Annotated in this window: 13 protein-coding genes and 1 pseudogene; 5 read left to right on the top strand and 9 right to left on the bottom strand. The window is 51.8% G+C overall.

Features of this window, described 5'->3' with window-relative positions:
* Positions 1 to 187: 187 nt before the first annotated feature.
* Positions 188 to 2,848 (top strand): aminopeptidase N, encoded by a 2,661-nt coding sequence (pepN, locus tag SIB58_RS09300; protein WP_066909849.1) that lies wholly within the window; start codon positions 188 to 190, stop codon positions 2,846 to 2,848.
* Positions 2,849 to 3,321: 473 nt separating this feature from the next.
* On the opposite strand, the gene SIB58_RS09295 is transcribed toward pepN, so the two are convergent.
* Positions 3,322 to 3,834 carry a hypothetical protein gene (locus SIB58_RS09295; protein WP_156486719.1) on the bottom strand — a complete coding sequence of 171 codons (513 nt, stop codon included), beginning with the start codon at positions 3,832 to 3,834 and terminating at the stop codon, positions 3,322 to 3,324.
* A gap of 80 nt (positions 3,835 to 3,914) precedes the next feature.
* Positions 3,915 to 4,367, bottom strand: a complete 453-nt coding sequence (locus SIB58_RS09290; RefSeq protein WP_231857142.1) for a hypothetical protein — start codon at positions 4,365 to 4,367, stop codon at positions 3,915 to 3,917.
* Between the two features lie 409 nt (positions 4,368 to 4,776).
* On the opposite strand from SIB58_RS09290, the gene SIB58_RS09285 reads away from it, so the two are divergent.
* The gene (locus SIB58_RS09285; protein WP_231884189.1) at positions 4,777 to 5,394 is read left to right on the top strand and encodes an MFS transporter; all 618 of its coding nucleotides are present in this window, start codon (positions 4,777 to 4,779) and stop codon (positions 5,392 to 5,394) included.
* Between the two features lie 9 nt (positions 5,395 to 5,403).
* A complete protein-coding gene (locus tag SIB58_RS09280; protein WP_066909837.1) occupies positions 5,404 to 5,934 on the top strand; it encodes an MFS transporter in 531 nt (176 codons plus the stop codon).
* Between the two features lie 1,474 nt (positions 5,935 to 7,408).
* Here SIB58_RS09280 and SIB58_RS09275 read toward each other — a convergent pair.
* Positions 7,409 to 8,521: a glycoside hydrolase family 10 protein gene (locus SIB58_RS09275; RefSeq protein ID WP_066910072.1), complete on the bottom strand. Its 1,113-nt coding sequence runs from the start codon at positions 8,519 to 8,521 to the stop codon at positions 7,409 to 7,411.
* 162 nt (positions 8,522 to 8,683) lie between these two features.
* Between SIB58_RS09275 and SIB58_RS09270 the strand changes: the two genes are divergently transcribed.
* Complete coding sequence (locus SIB58_RS09270; protein WP_156486720.1) at positions 8,684 to 8,953, top strand: hypothetical protein; 270 nt, start codon at positions 8,684 to 8,686, stop codon at positions 8,951 to 8,953.
* A 45-nt stretch (positions 8,954 to 8,998) separates the two neighbouring features.
* Positions 8,999 to 9,103: pseudogene (locus SIB58_RS09265) on the top strand (DUF3104 domain-containing protein); the annotation flags it as partial.
* Between the two features lie 592 nt (positions 9,104 to 9,695).
* Here SIB58_RS09265 and SIB58_RS09260 read toward each other — a convergent pair.
* The 6 genes from SIB58_RS09260 to SIB58_RS09235 all read right to left on the bottom strand — a co-directional run bounded on the left by SIB58_RS09260 (position 9,696) and on the right by SIB58_RS09235 (position 14,075).
* Entirely contained in the window at positions 9,696 to 10,874 is a 1,179-nt protein-coding gene (locus SIB58_RS09260; RefSeq protein ID WP_156486722.1) for a hypothetical protein, read from the bottom strand.
* A 244-nt stretch (positions 10,875 to 11,118) separates the two neighbouring features.
* Positions 11,119 to 11,280, bottom strand: coding sequence for a hypothetical protein (locus SIB58_RS09255; protein ID WP_156486723.1), 162 nt, complete (start codon positions 11,278 to 11,280; stop codon positions 11,119 to 11,121).
* Between the two features lie 414 nt (positions 11,281 to 11,694).
* Positions 11,695 to 11,853, bottom strand: a complete 159-nt coding sequence (locus SIB58_RS09250; protein WP_156486724.1) for a hypothetical protein — start codon at positions 11,851 to 11,853, stop codon at positions 11,695 to 11,697.
* A gap of 116 nt (positions 11,854 to 11,969) precedes the next feature.
* Positions 11,970 to 12,104: a hypothetical protein gene (locus tag SIB58_RS09245; protein WP_255355650.1), complete on the bottom strand. Its 135-nt coding sequence runs from the start codon at positions 12,102 to 12,104 to the stop codon at positions 11,970 to 11,972.
* Between the two features lie 269 nt (positions 12,105 to 12,373).
* On the bottom strand, positions 12,374 to 12,670 hold the full coding sequence (locus tag SIB58_RS09240; protein WP_156486725.1) for a hypothetical protein: 297 nt from the start codon (positions 12,668 to 12,670) through the stop codon (positions 12,374 to 12,376).
* Between the two features lie 409 nt (positions 12,671 to 13,079).
* Positions 13,080 to 14,075 (bottom strand): ribose-phosphate pyrophosphokinase, encoded by a 996-nt coding sequence (locus tag SIB58_RS09235; protein ID WP_066910070.1) that lies wholly within the window; start codon positions 14,073 to 14,075, stop codon positions 13,080 to 13,082.
* Positions 14,076 to 14,142: the final 67 nt, after the last annotated feature.

Raw genomic sequence — 14,142 nt, 5'->3', positions numbered from 1 at the left:
TTTTAAATGCACCCGCATGACCTGTCGGTCATCACCAGGTCGGCTTGATTTCAGAGACCAATCCACCAACTCTGCACCTCTGTTTGCCAATTCGTCGCTAAAACTCAGAAGTCCGCAAACTGGTGAGGTTTTCCCTCCCGCCATCTGTTGATCGGACGAGTCAGGATGATCAAAGAGTGAGCTGTCCATGGTTTCCACCGCATCCTCTGAGTCGACCATCAGCTGGGCGGGGGTTGCCCCAGCCCAGCGTCTATCCGATTACAAACCGTTCCCTTTTTCTATTCCCAGGGTTGAGCTGAATGTGGTGGTGCATCAGCCCGATTTTGTTCTGGTCACGGCCGACCTGCACTTAGAGCCCTCCGAGCCCAAGGCAACCACACCTCTGATTTTGCATGGAGTTGATCTTGAATTGATTTCAATCGCTGTTGATGGGCACACCCTTCAGAGCAGCTCCTACCGCTTGAACCATGAACAGCTGGAAATTTTTGAACCACCGACTCAACCATTCACGTTAACGACTGTCAGTCGTCTTGATCCACAGGCCAACACGTCACTCGAGGGTTTGTATGAAAGCGGCGGAATGCTCACAACGCAATGTGAGGCCGAAGGGTTTCGACGGATCACCTTTCATCCAGATCGTCCTGATGTTCTGAGTCGCTATCGGGTTCGGATTGAGGCGGACCGAACACGGTTTCCAGTGCTGCTTTCGAATGGAAATGAAATCAGTGCATCGGCTCTTCTCGATGATGGTTCGCGACATGAGGTTGTCTGGGAAGATCCATTTCCAAAGCCCTCCTATCTATTTGCTCTTGTAGCGGGGGACCTGCGCGAGATCAGAGACCATTACGTGACGGCTTCCGGTCGGAAGGTGACCTTGCGTCTGCATGTGGAGGCAGGTGATGAGCCGTTCACGGCCCATGCCATGGCGTCGTTGAAACGTTCCATGGAATGGGATGAGTCTGTCTATGGACTCGAGTACGACCTTGATGAATTCAATACCGTTGCAGTACGCCACTTCAATATGGGTGCAATGGAAAACAAAAGTTTGAATATTTTCAACTCGAAACTGGTTCTTGCTGATGCTGAATCTGCAACTGATGGTGAATTAGAGCGAATTGAAAGTGTTGTTGGACATGAGTATTTTCACAACTGGTCTGGTAATCGAATCACCTGTCGCGATTGGTTTCAGTTGTCGCTCAAGGAAGGTCTCACCGTTTTTCGTGACCAGTGCTTCACCGCCGATCTTCATTCCGAACCCTTGAAACGAATAGAAGATGCAGCGATGCTTCGCAATACTCAGTTCCGTGAGGATGCAGGTCCCACAGCTCACCCTGTGAAGCCGGACTCCTATCAAGCCATCGATAATTTCTACACCACCACGATTTATGAAAAAGGGGCGGAACTGATTCGTATGTTGCGGACCCTGCTGGGGCCTGAGCGGTTCATGCGGGGTATGAGCTTGTTTTTCCAGCGTCACGATGGAGAAGCCGCCACCACAGAGGATTTTGTTGCGGCGATTGTCGATGGTGCCGGTGCTGATGGTCAGCCTCTTGGCTTTGATGTTGAGCAATTTCGGCTTTGGTACCACCAGGCGGGAACGCCTCATGTGGCAGTGAAATCTGTCTGGGATGGTGAATCCGGACGCCTGAGCCTGACGCTGCAGCAATCAACGCCCCCCACTCCAGGGCAGGAAAGCAAGCAAGCACTGGTGATTCCTGTGCTTTGGTCTGTCTTGCAACCCGACGGATGTGCTGGAGATGAACGGCTGTTTGTGCTTGATCAGGAGGCAAAGACCATCGTCCTGGAAGATTTGCCTCCTGCTGAGCAGCCACCGGTTGTCTCGCTGTTTCGTCGTTTCTCAGCCCCGGTGACCTGGGATGCAGGCCAGACCCTTGAAGATCTGTTTGCGCTGTTTGCTGGGGATAACGATGCCTTTGCGCGCTGGGATGCCGGCCAACAGCTGTGGAAGCGTTTGATCCTCTCCCGTGCTGCGGGAACTCCTCAAGCAGAACTGGAGTCAAGCATGCTGGATGCCCTTCGCCAACTGCTTGCTGGCAGTGGAGAACAGGACCCTGCCGTGTTGGCCACTCTCCTGGCCTTTCCCGGTTCAGCCGAACTCGAGTCGCTTCAGCGCGAAGCCGACCCCCCTGCGCTTGATCGCGCAGCCTGTGAACTGCGAGAGCAGCTTGGATCGCAGCTGGCAGCTTTGCTGAGGTCCAGACTGGATGGCGTTGCGTCCAGCCTGGACCTGGTTTGGCCTGCCGGCCAGGGTGAGCGCCAGCTCACGGGGCTGATCTGGAGCTGGCTGGCTGCTGCCGGTGATTCAAAGGCGCGCTCTGATGCTGCTCAGGCTGTCCAGGGCCCCTCGATGACGCTGGCCCGAGCGGGTCTGCGGGCATTGCAGCCGCTTGACTGTGTCGAGCGTGATCAGGCTTTGCAGTCGTTCCACGATCGCTGGCAAGAGCGTCCGGTGATTTTTGACACTTGGTTCTCGCTGGAAGCTTCAACGCCGCGAGCGGATGCCCTTGAGAGGGTTGCTGCCTTGTTGGAACACCCTCGCTATGACCCCATGGCGCCCAATTCCGTGCGTGCTGTATTGGGCGGGCTCGTGGGCAATCCACGTGTCTTCCATGCTCTTGATGGCAGTGGGTATCAGTTCATGGCTGAACAGATCATCGCTGTGGATCAGCGCAACGCCATCACAGCGTCGCGGCTGGCCAAGGTGTTCAGTCGTTGGCGCACCTACGGCAGCGAACGTCAGGCCGCCGTGAAACGGGCATTGGCAACTTTGGCTTCCGCGGATCTGTCCACAAACACCCGTGAAGTGGTGACGCTGATGGAAGCCTGAACCGCGATCTACGGGTTCTGATTGAGCAGGTGAAGTTGGGCCAGGTCAGTTCAATTCAGTTCAAGCTTGTTTGGGTCTGCAGCCCTCCTCTTGCTTGTGGATTCGGTTGCAGCAGTCTCTGTTGATTGTGCAGCGCCTGCCCGACATCGAACAGTTAAGGACAATCGCGTTACGGCCTGTGAAACTCAATTGACTCGGGAATGATGCTCTCTAGGTTGCGGTTACTCGCAGGGGAGGTATGAGCAGCGAAGTTCTTGAGAATCTCCTTAAGAAAGACATTCATGAAGACACTTGGGAATGGTGGAAGTCTCATCTCTACTTTTTAAGACAGGACCAAGACTTTTACGAGGCTGAAGCCGTCTTCAAGGAGTTCAGTATGTATAAAAGCAGGCCTTGTGAGTTCGATTCTTAGTTCAAAGTGGAGTGGTGGTTTCACTATTCCGATAGGGATCAACCTGGTTTGTTCGTGATCTTCAAGTCAGCAGAGATGTGATGTCGCTCTCGAATGTGAAGATGCTGTGACTTTGACCTTTTTGCCCTGGTAGCAGTGCAACGGCGCTGATGGCCTTGGGGAACGCCGCTTGACTTCTGGATACAAATGAGGAGAGATCATCGGTAGACCAAAGGCCTTTGATTCCGGCATGACGCTCCTCAATCAGCCGTTCGTAAGCCTCATTGAATCGTTTGGCGCGTTCCTCATCGCCATTGAGCATCTCTGTGAATGCCACTTCGGGGCTTTTCTCCGTTGCAATGCGAAGCCATTCCTTGACCTCAGGGCTGTCGATTGCGGCTGATGTTGGAACCAGGTTGCCAATGCTTCCGACGCCGATCACCACGGCTTTGATTTCATCCGTACGACCATCGAGAACAACGCAAGGACAGGAGAAATCCCAAGCGCTTAACCCGTTCAGCTTGATTGCTGCTTCCACGAATATCTCTCGGCATTCAGACACCAAGACGTCCAGACGGGCTCGATTTGATGACATGCGCGTTTTCGCTTTGGTCCGAGTCGGGGAAACTTATTCCATTCTCTCGAAAGAGCATTCATCTTTGTGGATTGCTGCAATCAGGAGAGCCAGCTGGAATTCACCGAGAAAGTGAGAACGCCGTGATCTTCCGTTTCATTCCCCTCCGTGATGGCAACGCAGGCAATCTCCCCTTGTTCAAAACACTGCTTCGATTTGAGGGCGAATTTCGCAGCTTCGGAATACGACCAAACAGCGATTCCATGTTGATGGCGTTCATCGGTATAGCGATCCCAGAGCTTTGAGAAGTGTTCTGCTTCCGGTCCATGCATGAATTCATCAAGGGCTTCCTCGGCGCCAACCTGCTTGAAACGCGCCAGAAACGTCCGCAGCAATGGATTGTCGATCACGTTGCTTGTGGTGATCGTGCCTGTGAGACCTCTCACTGATGTCTTGAGAACTCGTTTGGGATGCTCTCTGGCATCTATGACAATTACAGGGCACTGCAAATCCCAGGTGGCTCTGTTAAGCAGTTCCCTTGCTGCTTCAGACATCTCTTCGCGAAGCTCGCTAATGAGCGTTCTGACAATGAGAGTGGGTTCCTTCATTGTTTGAATTTAAGGCTTGCACCGGTCAGGGAAAGAGTTCATGCCTGTCTTCAACCATCCCCAACCACGCAGTGCAGCAAGCCAGATCGCTTGACAAAGGATGTAAGGCTCCGCTCAGAACATGATCAGACGTCATGACTGATCGATTCAGTCTTTTCAGTTCGGTCTTGCCAGTTCAGTCTTGCCAGTGACAGTGGCCTGAACGTTGTACTGACTCTGGTTCACTCTGCACAAGACGGGGCAGGTTTTCCCTGCCGTGTCACGCCCGACGACATTGAAGACCATCAAGATCTGTCTGGTAGGACTGGCAGATTCTGATGGCGTATCGGGGCTTTTGGCGATGACCAATCAACCCGTGAAACGTTCCCAAACGCTGCGACTGGTGTTCCTCACCCTGGTCAACGACCGGGTGGCACGCTCACTGATCAATTGCATCCTTCCTTACATCGTCGTTCGCTTTCACTTGTCCGGTCTGATGCTTGGGCTGATCATGGCGAGCATCACCCTGACCTCAGCGGTTTCGGCTCCAATCGCTGGAAGGTTGAGCGATCGTTGTGGCCGTCGAAAGACCCTGCTCGGCTGCCTTGGCATCAGCACCGTCGGCATGTCCATTTTTGGCTTTGCCTCAACCGTTCCTGCTCTGTTCACCGGCCGTTTGGTCGACGGCATCGGTGGTGGCAGCGAAGCGACTTCGGAGGCTGTGATCGCTGACATCACGCCTCGCAAAGATCAGACGAAAACTTTCGGTCTAGTCGCCATGGCCAGCGTCATTGGCCTGATTGTTGGCCCAGGGCTGGGAGGTCTCTTCGCAAGTCTCAATGTGCGCCTGCCTGTCTGGATCGCCAGCATCATGTTATTCCTTAACGTGATTTTGATCGCCGCTGGATTTCAGGAAACCAGGCGATCTGATTCACCTAAGCAACCATTTGCATTGGTAGAACGTTCCTGGCCCAAGCTGATTGGTTTTGCTTAGACCTTCCTGATGATGGCTGGTTATGGCGGCCTCTATGCAGCAAGTCTGATGTTGCACGGTGTAAACAAGGTGAATGTCAGCACCGCTGGATTTGTGTTCAGTTTTGCAGGATTGCTCAGCGTGCTTCAGCAGTGGCCGATTATTCCTCGTCTAAGTCGACATTGCAGTGACCATGGAATCTTTCGAATTGGCTACTGCTTAAATATTGCTGGAGATGCGCTGATCTGGGCAGTCCAGATTCCATCGAGCTTTGTCACCACTGTGGTGGGTGTCAGCCTGATGTCGATGGGCTTGGCTCTGACTTCTGCTGCGATTTGCTCCTTGTTTGCCCGCGGTTCCTCCTCAGGCCAGGCTATGGGGACACTCCAATTGTTAAAGGAGCTCGGGATTGGAATTGGCCCGCCGCTCATGGGTTATGCCTTTGATGAGGTCCTTCGAGGTGCATTTCTGCTGGTTTTGCTTCTGGCTCTGGTCGGATTCGTATTGGCTTTGATGGCACCAAGACAGCCACAGATCGACTCACTTTTGAGTGTTCCCTGAATTCTTTGACCCAGTATGAGTTCATGCACTACCAGATTAATTCTGCGATCTTTTGATTAAATAAGGCATAACAAAGTCATTGCATCTTCTCTATTTCTTTCACCCTTGTTTGTTGCCCTGCAGTTGATATTTCGCTAATGCTTCTAAATGTTGGGTATTGATTGATGTCTTTGATCTCCTGTTTGCCTGTGAATGGCACCGCTGATTTTTGTGGGCGGGACTGAGGTTATTACTTTGTATTGAAACAGTGTTTGGCCTCTTCTTTGATGTCGCGCTAATACTTGTATCCTTTAATTCTATTGCGGTTGATTTCTTTTAAGGCTCCCTGGCTTTATGACTCATGTTTCCAAGCCAGCCATCGATATCGGTAGGTGTAAAAAATGGAGCTGTGCCTATCAAGAACCAAGTGCCTTCATTCATTAGAATGTTTGAAGCTGAATCATCTTGTGGTGATCAGTGGTAAAAGAAATTACCCGATTTGAGGAGGCTTCCTGTATTTGGTGTCATAAATAGGTAGTTCCCAGTCGGCGTCAGTGCTTGCGGGCACTGCTTTGAGCACGACTTCCCTCAACTCTCTCTTCAGATTTGATGTTTGTCGCTCTTGTGTTGGTTCTTCCATTGCGCTGTCCAATGATGATCTAAACCATAGCCACGGTTCCAGTGATAAGCAGGCACTTCTGAAACTTTCCTCTTTTGTTGTTGGAAATATCTACGGCAAGGATGTCAGCAAGAGGGGAATACGCAACAGGTCATGCAAAGAGATGGGTGAATTGAAGATAGAAACAACAGATCAGAAGAACAGAAGGATAAGCAGAGGGATGTGTTGGCGGCACTGCCTTCTGCCTCTCAGTGTCCTTGCAGGACCATCTTTGGCTCCTTGAATGCCTTCCAGGCGCTGTCTATAGAGAGGGCATACAGAATTGCCCCGACGCCGATATCTGCCTGTCCTTTGCAGTCTGTTTGATATGGGCGGGGAAGTCTCTCTGTCCATTTTTATCATCACCTTTTGCAAGCTCGCTTCTTTTTCGACCGTTCAACGGGTTCGTCTCTTTTCGGACAGCATCTCTGCTGCGTAAGCGGCATGCTGATTGCAAATCTAATTTGTGAGAGTATGTTTACCCCTGGCTGGGTCCATATATAGACGCCTACATATATTTAGAGACAGGAGTAATGCAAATGATGAAATAGACGAGAAAACCTGCTTTTGCATCTTGTGAAGAACGACAAATGCTTGACTATGTATAAGGGAGCAACGGTCTCTATGTGATTTTTATAAAGAATCAGGTGTCTGTCGCAGGCCCAAACTATCGTTCGAGGTCCCGAACCAGTTCAGGCTGTTCTGGCTCTAGGTCTGAACCTCTCTGGTTCCGAACTTCTCCCACTCCTTGCAAATCCTTTTGTGGCTGCATGTGTCATAAATCCTTCTCGTGGAAACCCGAAGAAGCCCCATATTGAATTGTTGTTTGATCGATGCTTACCGGTTCTGAGAACCCAGTTTTCGGAGAGCATCTCGGCGAAACTTTGAACCCTCCCTGCCGCTATGTTTACCCCATAATCCCTCCCAGTAGAAGTAAATTACCCCATAACCTTGCTCGTTGCTGAGGCGCTTTTTTTCGGCAAGTACAGGGATTGGTGTGGTTCTTTTCCCGAAACCAGCAAGAACTCCGATCTGTACAGGCAATCCCCACTGACGCGCTTTGCGCAATGCGGGTTGATTGAGATCTTTGGCAAACCCCTTGAGTGAATAGGCATAGTTCTGCACGACCAGATCATCAATCAATTCTCCAACTGCCCAGAGCTCCCAGTCCTGCAGCCAGTGGTTGTAGGCAAATCGAAAAGGTCCTGGCGAGAGACTGATGCGTTGTGGGAGTGACTCCTTCTCCAATCGATCTCTCAGTTCTCTCAAAAGGCCTGTCAGTTGACGACGTCTCCAGGTCATCCAATAGCGATTGGTGTGATCCTTGGGCGGCGGTGATCCGGTCTGCGTTTCATACAAAGCAGAGGTGAAGGGGTCGTATCCCAGTTCCACCGGCCATGCGAAGTGGTCATCCAGTTGGAGACCGTCCATCCGGCAGCGTTTCATCACCTCCACCACCAGGCCGATGAAACGTTCGCGCACCTCAGGATGGGCGGGGTTGAGCCACACCATGTCCTTGCCGTGCATGGTCATGACGGTGTTGCCGTCAGCTCGTGCTAAGACCCATTCAGGCTGTTGACGAACGATTGTCGAATCAGCCGGCTCCATCAGTCCGTATTCAAACCATGGGATGACCTTCATCCCGCGTTGATGCGCCTGTTCACTCAGGGTGCAGATGGGGTCGAGCTGAAGCCCGGCTTTCTTCAAGGCCGGTTCAACCGGTGCGAAACGACTGCGATGAAAGGTTGTACCGCGACTCCACACATTGGGATAAATGACATTGAATCCTGCCGCCTTCAGGTCGTCCATTGCCCGGATGAGGCTTTGACGGTCGTAGTAGAGACGGCTTGGGCTGTTGGTCAGCCACACCCCCAGTGTGCGTCTCGGTTGAACGGAGGGCAGCTCTGCTGATGCCGGAGCTCCAGCACAGAGGCTCAGCAACCCAGCCATCACACCTGCGATTTTTCGGCGGAGCTGCTGTTGCGCTCTGGTCACGGGTTCAGCGGAACATCGCTGCAGAGTCAAGTCCCTGACTGGCGTTCTGCGACACCACACGTTGGCTTAACGACACTGTTCTGCAACCTTATCGGGCTCTTATTTCGCTGCCTAGTCATGAAAAAAAAAGCCCCACCTTCCGGTGAGGCTCGACGGCAGCACGTTGCCCTCGTGGTTTACTCCTTGGCGTTGTCGTCGCTCGACTCAGTCACCTCAGGGCCAAGAATCAGTTTGCTGGCTTGGTGGCATCTCCAGGGCGAGAGGGCTGTGGAGCGGGAATGTTGTTCCAGAAATTGCGGCCTTGGCCGCTGGACGGGAGTGACCGTTGGTTTCAGCCATGGTGCAGATGCTTCTACCCCAGTCTCTCCAGCCCAAAAGCAATCCTGATCAGCTCACCCCTCACTCGGCGATCTCTACTACGACGGAGCTGCCCGTGCCGTGTCCTTGCACAATCTCTTCCAGATCGCTGATGTGGATTCAGGTGTGATCCGCTGGGTCAACGCTGATCTGGTCACCCATGTCATCCCGGACTGCTGAAGGCAGGTAGGCCCGCTTGGTGTTCAACCTCAAGCAAAGCATCGACATCCAAAACCCTGCATCTAACATCGAAATATCAAGCTGAGTTGCAGATTAAAAATGGATTTAGCCACGGTACTTCTTTATATCTCCATACCTTTTGTGTTAGTCACCCTGTACTTCGGCACTAGGGGTGGTTTTTACAACACAGATAAGTACGACGGCGACGGAACCGCGCATAAAGTTCTTAAGTAAGTTGTCAATTACCAATAAATAAACCCTATCTCATCAAGCGTCGATAGTTTGGTGGGCAAGGATTAACTCATGTATCCTCTCCAAGGTGGCTACGTGTTTCTGTAGCCTGCTTTAATTGCCCTGAGGGGGGGGGGGGATTGATAGGGTCAGCTCACGTGGAAGCCGGTGACGCCAAGGCTCCAGGGCAATAAAAAACCCCGCACTTAGCGGGGCGGGGTTGGTGGAAGGTTGCTGTTGGCTGATCGATTATCTTTTGCCGGGTTTTATCAGAAACCACTTGATCTGCACGCTTTTCCCGAGCTTGGGTCTTATATAGCTTGTTTTTTTGGTGCGAATCATGCTCCTTGGCATTTATCAGTTAAAAGAAATCATTTCCAACAGCTGCCATTGATTCCAAGAAATTCGTATCGATATCAAAGGACTCATTATGTTTGGGGTTAATGCCACCTAGTCTATTAATTAGACTGGATGGATTGTAGTGCTCATCGTGTTGTTCGCCGCCCCAGTTTGTATGAGGATCACGAGCACCAATTCCAATGTATAATCCAAAACCAGCATCTCCCTGCTTCCCGTCAGAACCCCAATTTGTAATGGGGTCTAATTCATCCATGAATCCAATAGAAGCTGAATCGGCTTCATTGTTTTGACCATCTGGCCCCCAATTGATATCAGTATTAGGAATATCGAATGCCGGGGCTCCATCGCCATCGCCTTGATGATCATTCATTGGGTTATCAGATGATTGATCAACATCTTGAGAAGGCTCAGGGTCTTCACATACTGGAGCTTCTGGATCGCTCATCCCACCCTGGCTACCATCGTCACCTTCAGAATCGTCTTCAGATGGCGACGGATCCACAGACATTGGATTATCCGGATCTGTCATGCCACCACCGCCGGAATCGTCTTGTGGTGCAGGCTCCGGTGCATTGCTATCACCGTCACTGCTTGGAAAGGGAAAGTCGAAACCGTTCAGAAAGTCATCATTCTGATTTGAGGGTTCATAATTCTCGTCCCATGCAGATTCAAATCTTTCACTAGCTGACGGTTCAGGGGTGTTTAAATGCGTTTGGCAACCGTTACCATGCTGCCAGGTAGGGTCTCCGTCTTCACCTGGATTAGAATCCAATCCTTTGACTTTACCCTCTAATAGTTCACTGTTATTGTTAATAAAACCGTTTCCAGGAAGCCCATAAGATGCAGTTCGATGGCTTAAGCCTCCATTAATATTCAGTCTCTCAAAATGATCAGTGCCTAAATCAATTCCCTTCGATAAAAGGTCTTGACTGTTTAATTTATGAGTCAGATCGTATTCAACACCTGAATTAACCAGTAAATTCTCTTGAATAGTATTCTCAAGAACGCCTTGTGCGATCGGCCTAGCAAAGTCCTTGATTGCTAGTGCGTCTTGCGCAACACTTTCATTACTGGCAGCATCGGTTAGCTTGACTTTTGTGAACCACGTCTTCTTAGTGTTGTAACTATTCCAAGCACTAAGAGAGGCTCGTACTGCATTCCAGGTGGTGATGTGAGGCATTGGTTTAAGAAGTGGTGGAGGAGTGTTTCCTCTCGACAAACACACCATCAACGGCTCCAGCTTCTGACTCAGTGATCTGTCTCATAAAAGTCTGTGATCTTGCTCACAGAGTGCGAGCAGTCTGTTAACTCAGGGGCTTGACTGCTAAACGCCCCGCATTTGCGGGGCGTGATTGGTGTGAGTTTGTTTTGCCAAAAGCGTGACCACGAGCTTGGCAACGGGAGCGTGATCACGAGTTCGTTAGCTAAAGCGTGATCACGAGCAGGTTTCGGCAAAACGCGATTGGCACAGCGGCCTGAATCTCAGAAAGTTGGACACAACTGGTGGCCGGACTGGACAGGATCAGCAGGTCCAGTCGCATCCGATCGGGACGGCTGAGACCAGTGTTGGCGGGGCCAACCGTCACACCAGGCGTTGCGTCTCTGCCTTTTGAGCAGTGCCTCCAGACAGACCCTTCAATTATTCCTCAGATAACTCTTCCTTGAGTACAGACGCTTACAGCGGTCATAGAGCCAGTAAAATAGTGGGAAGTTGGCAGCTACTAGTAGATACTCTTGCCCTCCTCTTTCTTTATGCCTTCATTTATTTACTTGCCAATTAACCTCCGGAAGGGGCGGTGGGTTCCGGATTTCTTATCGATGGGGGGAAGGGCAGTGGATTCACCCCAATTGGCGCGCCTCCATCAACACCCTTCAACTTGTCTTCAGTCAACTCTTCCTTGAGTTCCGGTGACTGCTTCTCTTGCTTAGGGTCTTCCATGGTGTTAATAAAAGAGTTTCTGAAACTGTAGGGAGGGATTAACTCTTGCCCTCACCTTGATTTATGCCGATGGGTCGAGAAAATGAATTCTTTCGTCAATCCAGTTGTTCACTGTTTGCTCAGTAACGCCTTTGTCACCTCCAGACAGACCCTTCAACTCGTCTTCAGTTAACTCTTCCTTGAGTTCTGGTGACTGCTTCTTTTTCTTGGGGGCTTCCATGGTATTGCTTCAAGGGTAACTCAAACCTAGCAATGAACTCATAAACACAACAAATAGGAGAGCCTTACTCTTGCTCTCCTCTTTCTTTATGTCACCATGTAGACCAATTACCTTCGTCAGGCATTTTGAAGTCTGGGATCCACATCTTTACCTCCAGACAGACCCTTCAACTCCTCGTTACTCAACTCTTCCTTGAGTTCAGGTGACTCCTTCTTTTTCTTGTCGTCCTTGATGTTCTTGGGGTCTTCCATGGTGATAGATGAATAACTTTATTAATCAGAAGTGAAGGTGGGCGCCGCTTCAGAGATTAACCCCTCCATGACAAGGCGCTTCAAGATTGTCCGTCTTTAGTCAATTCTTGTGCATACAAGACGTGCTCAATCTGGTCTGAAAATTGAGCAGGGCTGCAGTGTGTATTTGTACTTAGCGGCAGGTCCATCTTAGCGCAGATCCTGCAGGACCTCCATCAACACAGCTCCAATCTCCAAATCGAAGGGCTCGGTGCTGTTCAGATCCGGCTTCAGCCAGGTGTAAGACGGGTCCCCCTTCTCTGCCAGCAGCAGCGCACGCCCCAACTGGAAGAGCCATGGATGCCCCATGTCACCCGAGGGTTGCGAAGCGTGACCTGATCCAGCCGCACCCGGTAGGTCTCCGCATCAAACCCCATCCAGGTGCGGGTCACCATGCCAGCGATCGGCCTGATGTAGCCGAGGTGTCGCTCACCTTCGGTGGTCAGGATCACCCGATCGCCAGGCGTCATCATCTGCCGCCCATCCAGCTCCTCCCGCGGGACCGCCTCAGCAGGTTCCGAGTTCATCCACCGGTCAAAATCTCGATCATTCGCTGATGTTCACGAAATCAGTGGCTTCTCAGCTGTTGAAAAGTAAGTTTTCTGATTGGCTGTTTGTCGTTGAATTACACGTTTCAGCTGTAATTCGTCGGAGCTTGCAAGCATCTGCCGTCTTCAGAAAAACGCACTAGGGCGACAATTGAGCAAGGGACACATTGGCGACTGTCACGTAGCTGGGCCGTGTCGCTACCCGCCATCAGCACCACATCAGTCCATTAGTTCTGCGACACCGTGGCCGTTGAGCTAATGTGATTACGATCAAGATCCCAGCAGTGGCAGTCGATCTCATGCTGTTTCGGCTCGACGTTGAGGCGACGGTGTAATGCGTCAGTGCTGCAGAAACACTAAATTTTCCAGCTCCTGAGTGCACTATTACTTAGCGGAACATCGAACTGACGGAGCTCTCCTCATGAATACGCCAGATCGCTTCGCCCAGCATGTTGGCGACCGAGAGGACCTGTAGCTGCGGGAACACACGATCTGAAGGGATGGGAATCGAGTTGGTCACCACCACCTGCTCAAACAGACCTTCTGCAGAGAGACGCTCCGCTGCAGGTGGTGAGAACACGGCATGGGTGGCGCAGGCAAGCACACGACGCGCTCCCGTTTCACGCAGCAGCCGTGCACCGGCGCAGATTGTGCCACCGGTGTCGATCATGTCGTCGATGAGAATGGCGGTCTTGTTCTGCACATCACCAATCACTGTGAGGCTTTCGGCCATGTTGTGACCTGTGCGCCGTTTGTCGATAATCGCCAGAGGCGCATCATTCATCTGCTTGGCAAAGGCTCTGGCGCGTGCCACTCCCCCTACATCTGGAGAGACCACCACCACCTCGCCCAGATCCTGATCAGATAAATAGTCGACAAGCACAGGAGAGCCGTAGATGTGATCGCAGGGAATGTCGAAGTAGCCCTGGATCTGAGCGGAATGGAGATCCATCGCCAGCACTCGGTCAACACCGGAGGTCACCAGCAGGTTGGCGGTCAGTTTCGCGGTGATCGACTCACGGCCAGCCGTTTTACGGTCAGCTCTGGCATAGCCGTAGTAAGGCACAACAGCGGTGACCTGACGGGCGGATGCGCGACGACAGGCATCGACCATGATCAGCAGCTCCATCAGGTGATCGTTCACGGGAGCGCAAGTGGGCTGGATCAGGAAGACGTCGCAGCCACGGATCGATTCCTGAATCTGCACGTAGAGCTCGCCGTCAGCGAAGCGTTTGCAGACTCTTGGACCATCCGGTACGCCGAGATAGGCGGCGATTTCCCGCGACAGGGCAGGGTTTGATGTTCCTGTGAAAAGTCGCAGACGCCGCGTGTCGTGCTGAATCTTTTCCTGTTCGGCGCGGGCTGCAGTCAGGAATCCGGTCACGATGCCCGCGAACGAGAAACTGGTGCTTCGATCGTAGAGGTGCATGGACCCATGCATCCTGAACATT

Origin of the sequence: Synechococcus sp. MIT S9504 (assembly GCF_047497135.1) — a bacterium.
Lineage (GTDB): Bacteria > Cyanobacteriota > Cyanobacteriia > PCC-6307 > Cyanobiaceae > Synechococcus_C.
Note: the sequence above shows the minus strand (reverse complement) of the source record. Positions and strands in the feature narration are given on the sequence as shown.

What these genes read in the sequence shown, in the direction of transcription:
- SIB58_RS09250 (WP_156486724.1), bottom strand. Translation starts at nt 11,853, where the DNA reads ATGGAAGCCCCCAAGAAAAAGAAGCAGTCACCAGAACTCAAGGAAGAG.
- SIB58_RS09260 (WP_156486722.1), bottom strand. Translation starts at nt 10,874, where the DNA reads ATGCCTCACATCACCACCTGGAATGCAGTACGAGCCTCTCTTAGTGCT.
- SIB58_RS09270 (WP_156486720.1), top strand. Translation starts at nt 8,684, where the DNA reads ATGAAAAAAAAAGCCCCACCTTCCGGTGAGGCTCGACGGCAGCACGTT.
- SIB58_RS09245 (WP_255355650.1), bottom strand. Translation starts at nt 12,104, where the DNA reads ATGGAAGACCCCAAGAACATCAAGGACGACAAGAAAAAGAAGGAGTCA.
- SIB58_RS09280 (WP_066909837.1), top strand. Translation starts at nt 5,404, where the DNA reads ATGATGGCTGGTTATGGCGGCCTCTATGCAGCAAGTCTGATGTTGCAC.
- SIB58_RS09275 (WP_066910072.1), bottom strand. Translation starts at nt 8,521, where the DNA reads ATGGCTGGGTTGCTGAGCCTCTGTGCTGGAGCTCCGGCATCAGCAGAG.
- SIB58_RS09240 (WP_156486725.1), bottom strand. Translation starts at nt 12,670, where the DNA reads ATGAACTCGGAACCTGCTGAGGCGGTCCCGCGGGAGGAGCTGGATGGG.
- SIB58_RS09290 (WP_231857142.1), bottom strand. Translation starts at nt 4,367, where the DNA reads ATGTCTGAAGCAGCAAGGGAACTGCTTAACAGAGCCACCTGGGATTTG.
- pepN (WP_066909849.1), top strand. Translation starts at nt 188, where the DNA reads ATGGTTTCCACCGCATCCTCTGAGTCGACCATCAGCTGGGCGGGGGTT.
- SIB58_RS09295 (WP_156486719.1), bottom strand. Translation starts at nt 3,834, where the DNA reads ATGTCATCAAATCGAGCCCGTCTGGACGTCTTGGTGTCTGAATGCCGA.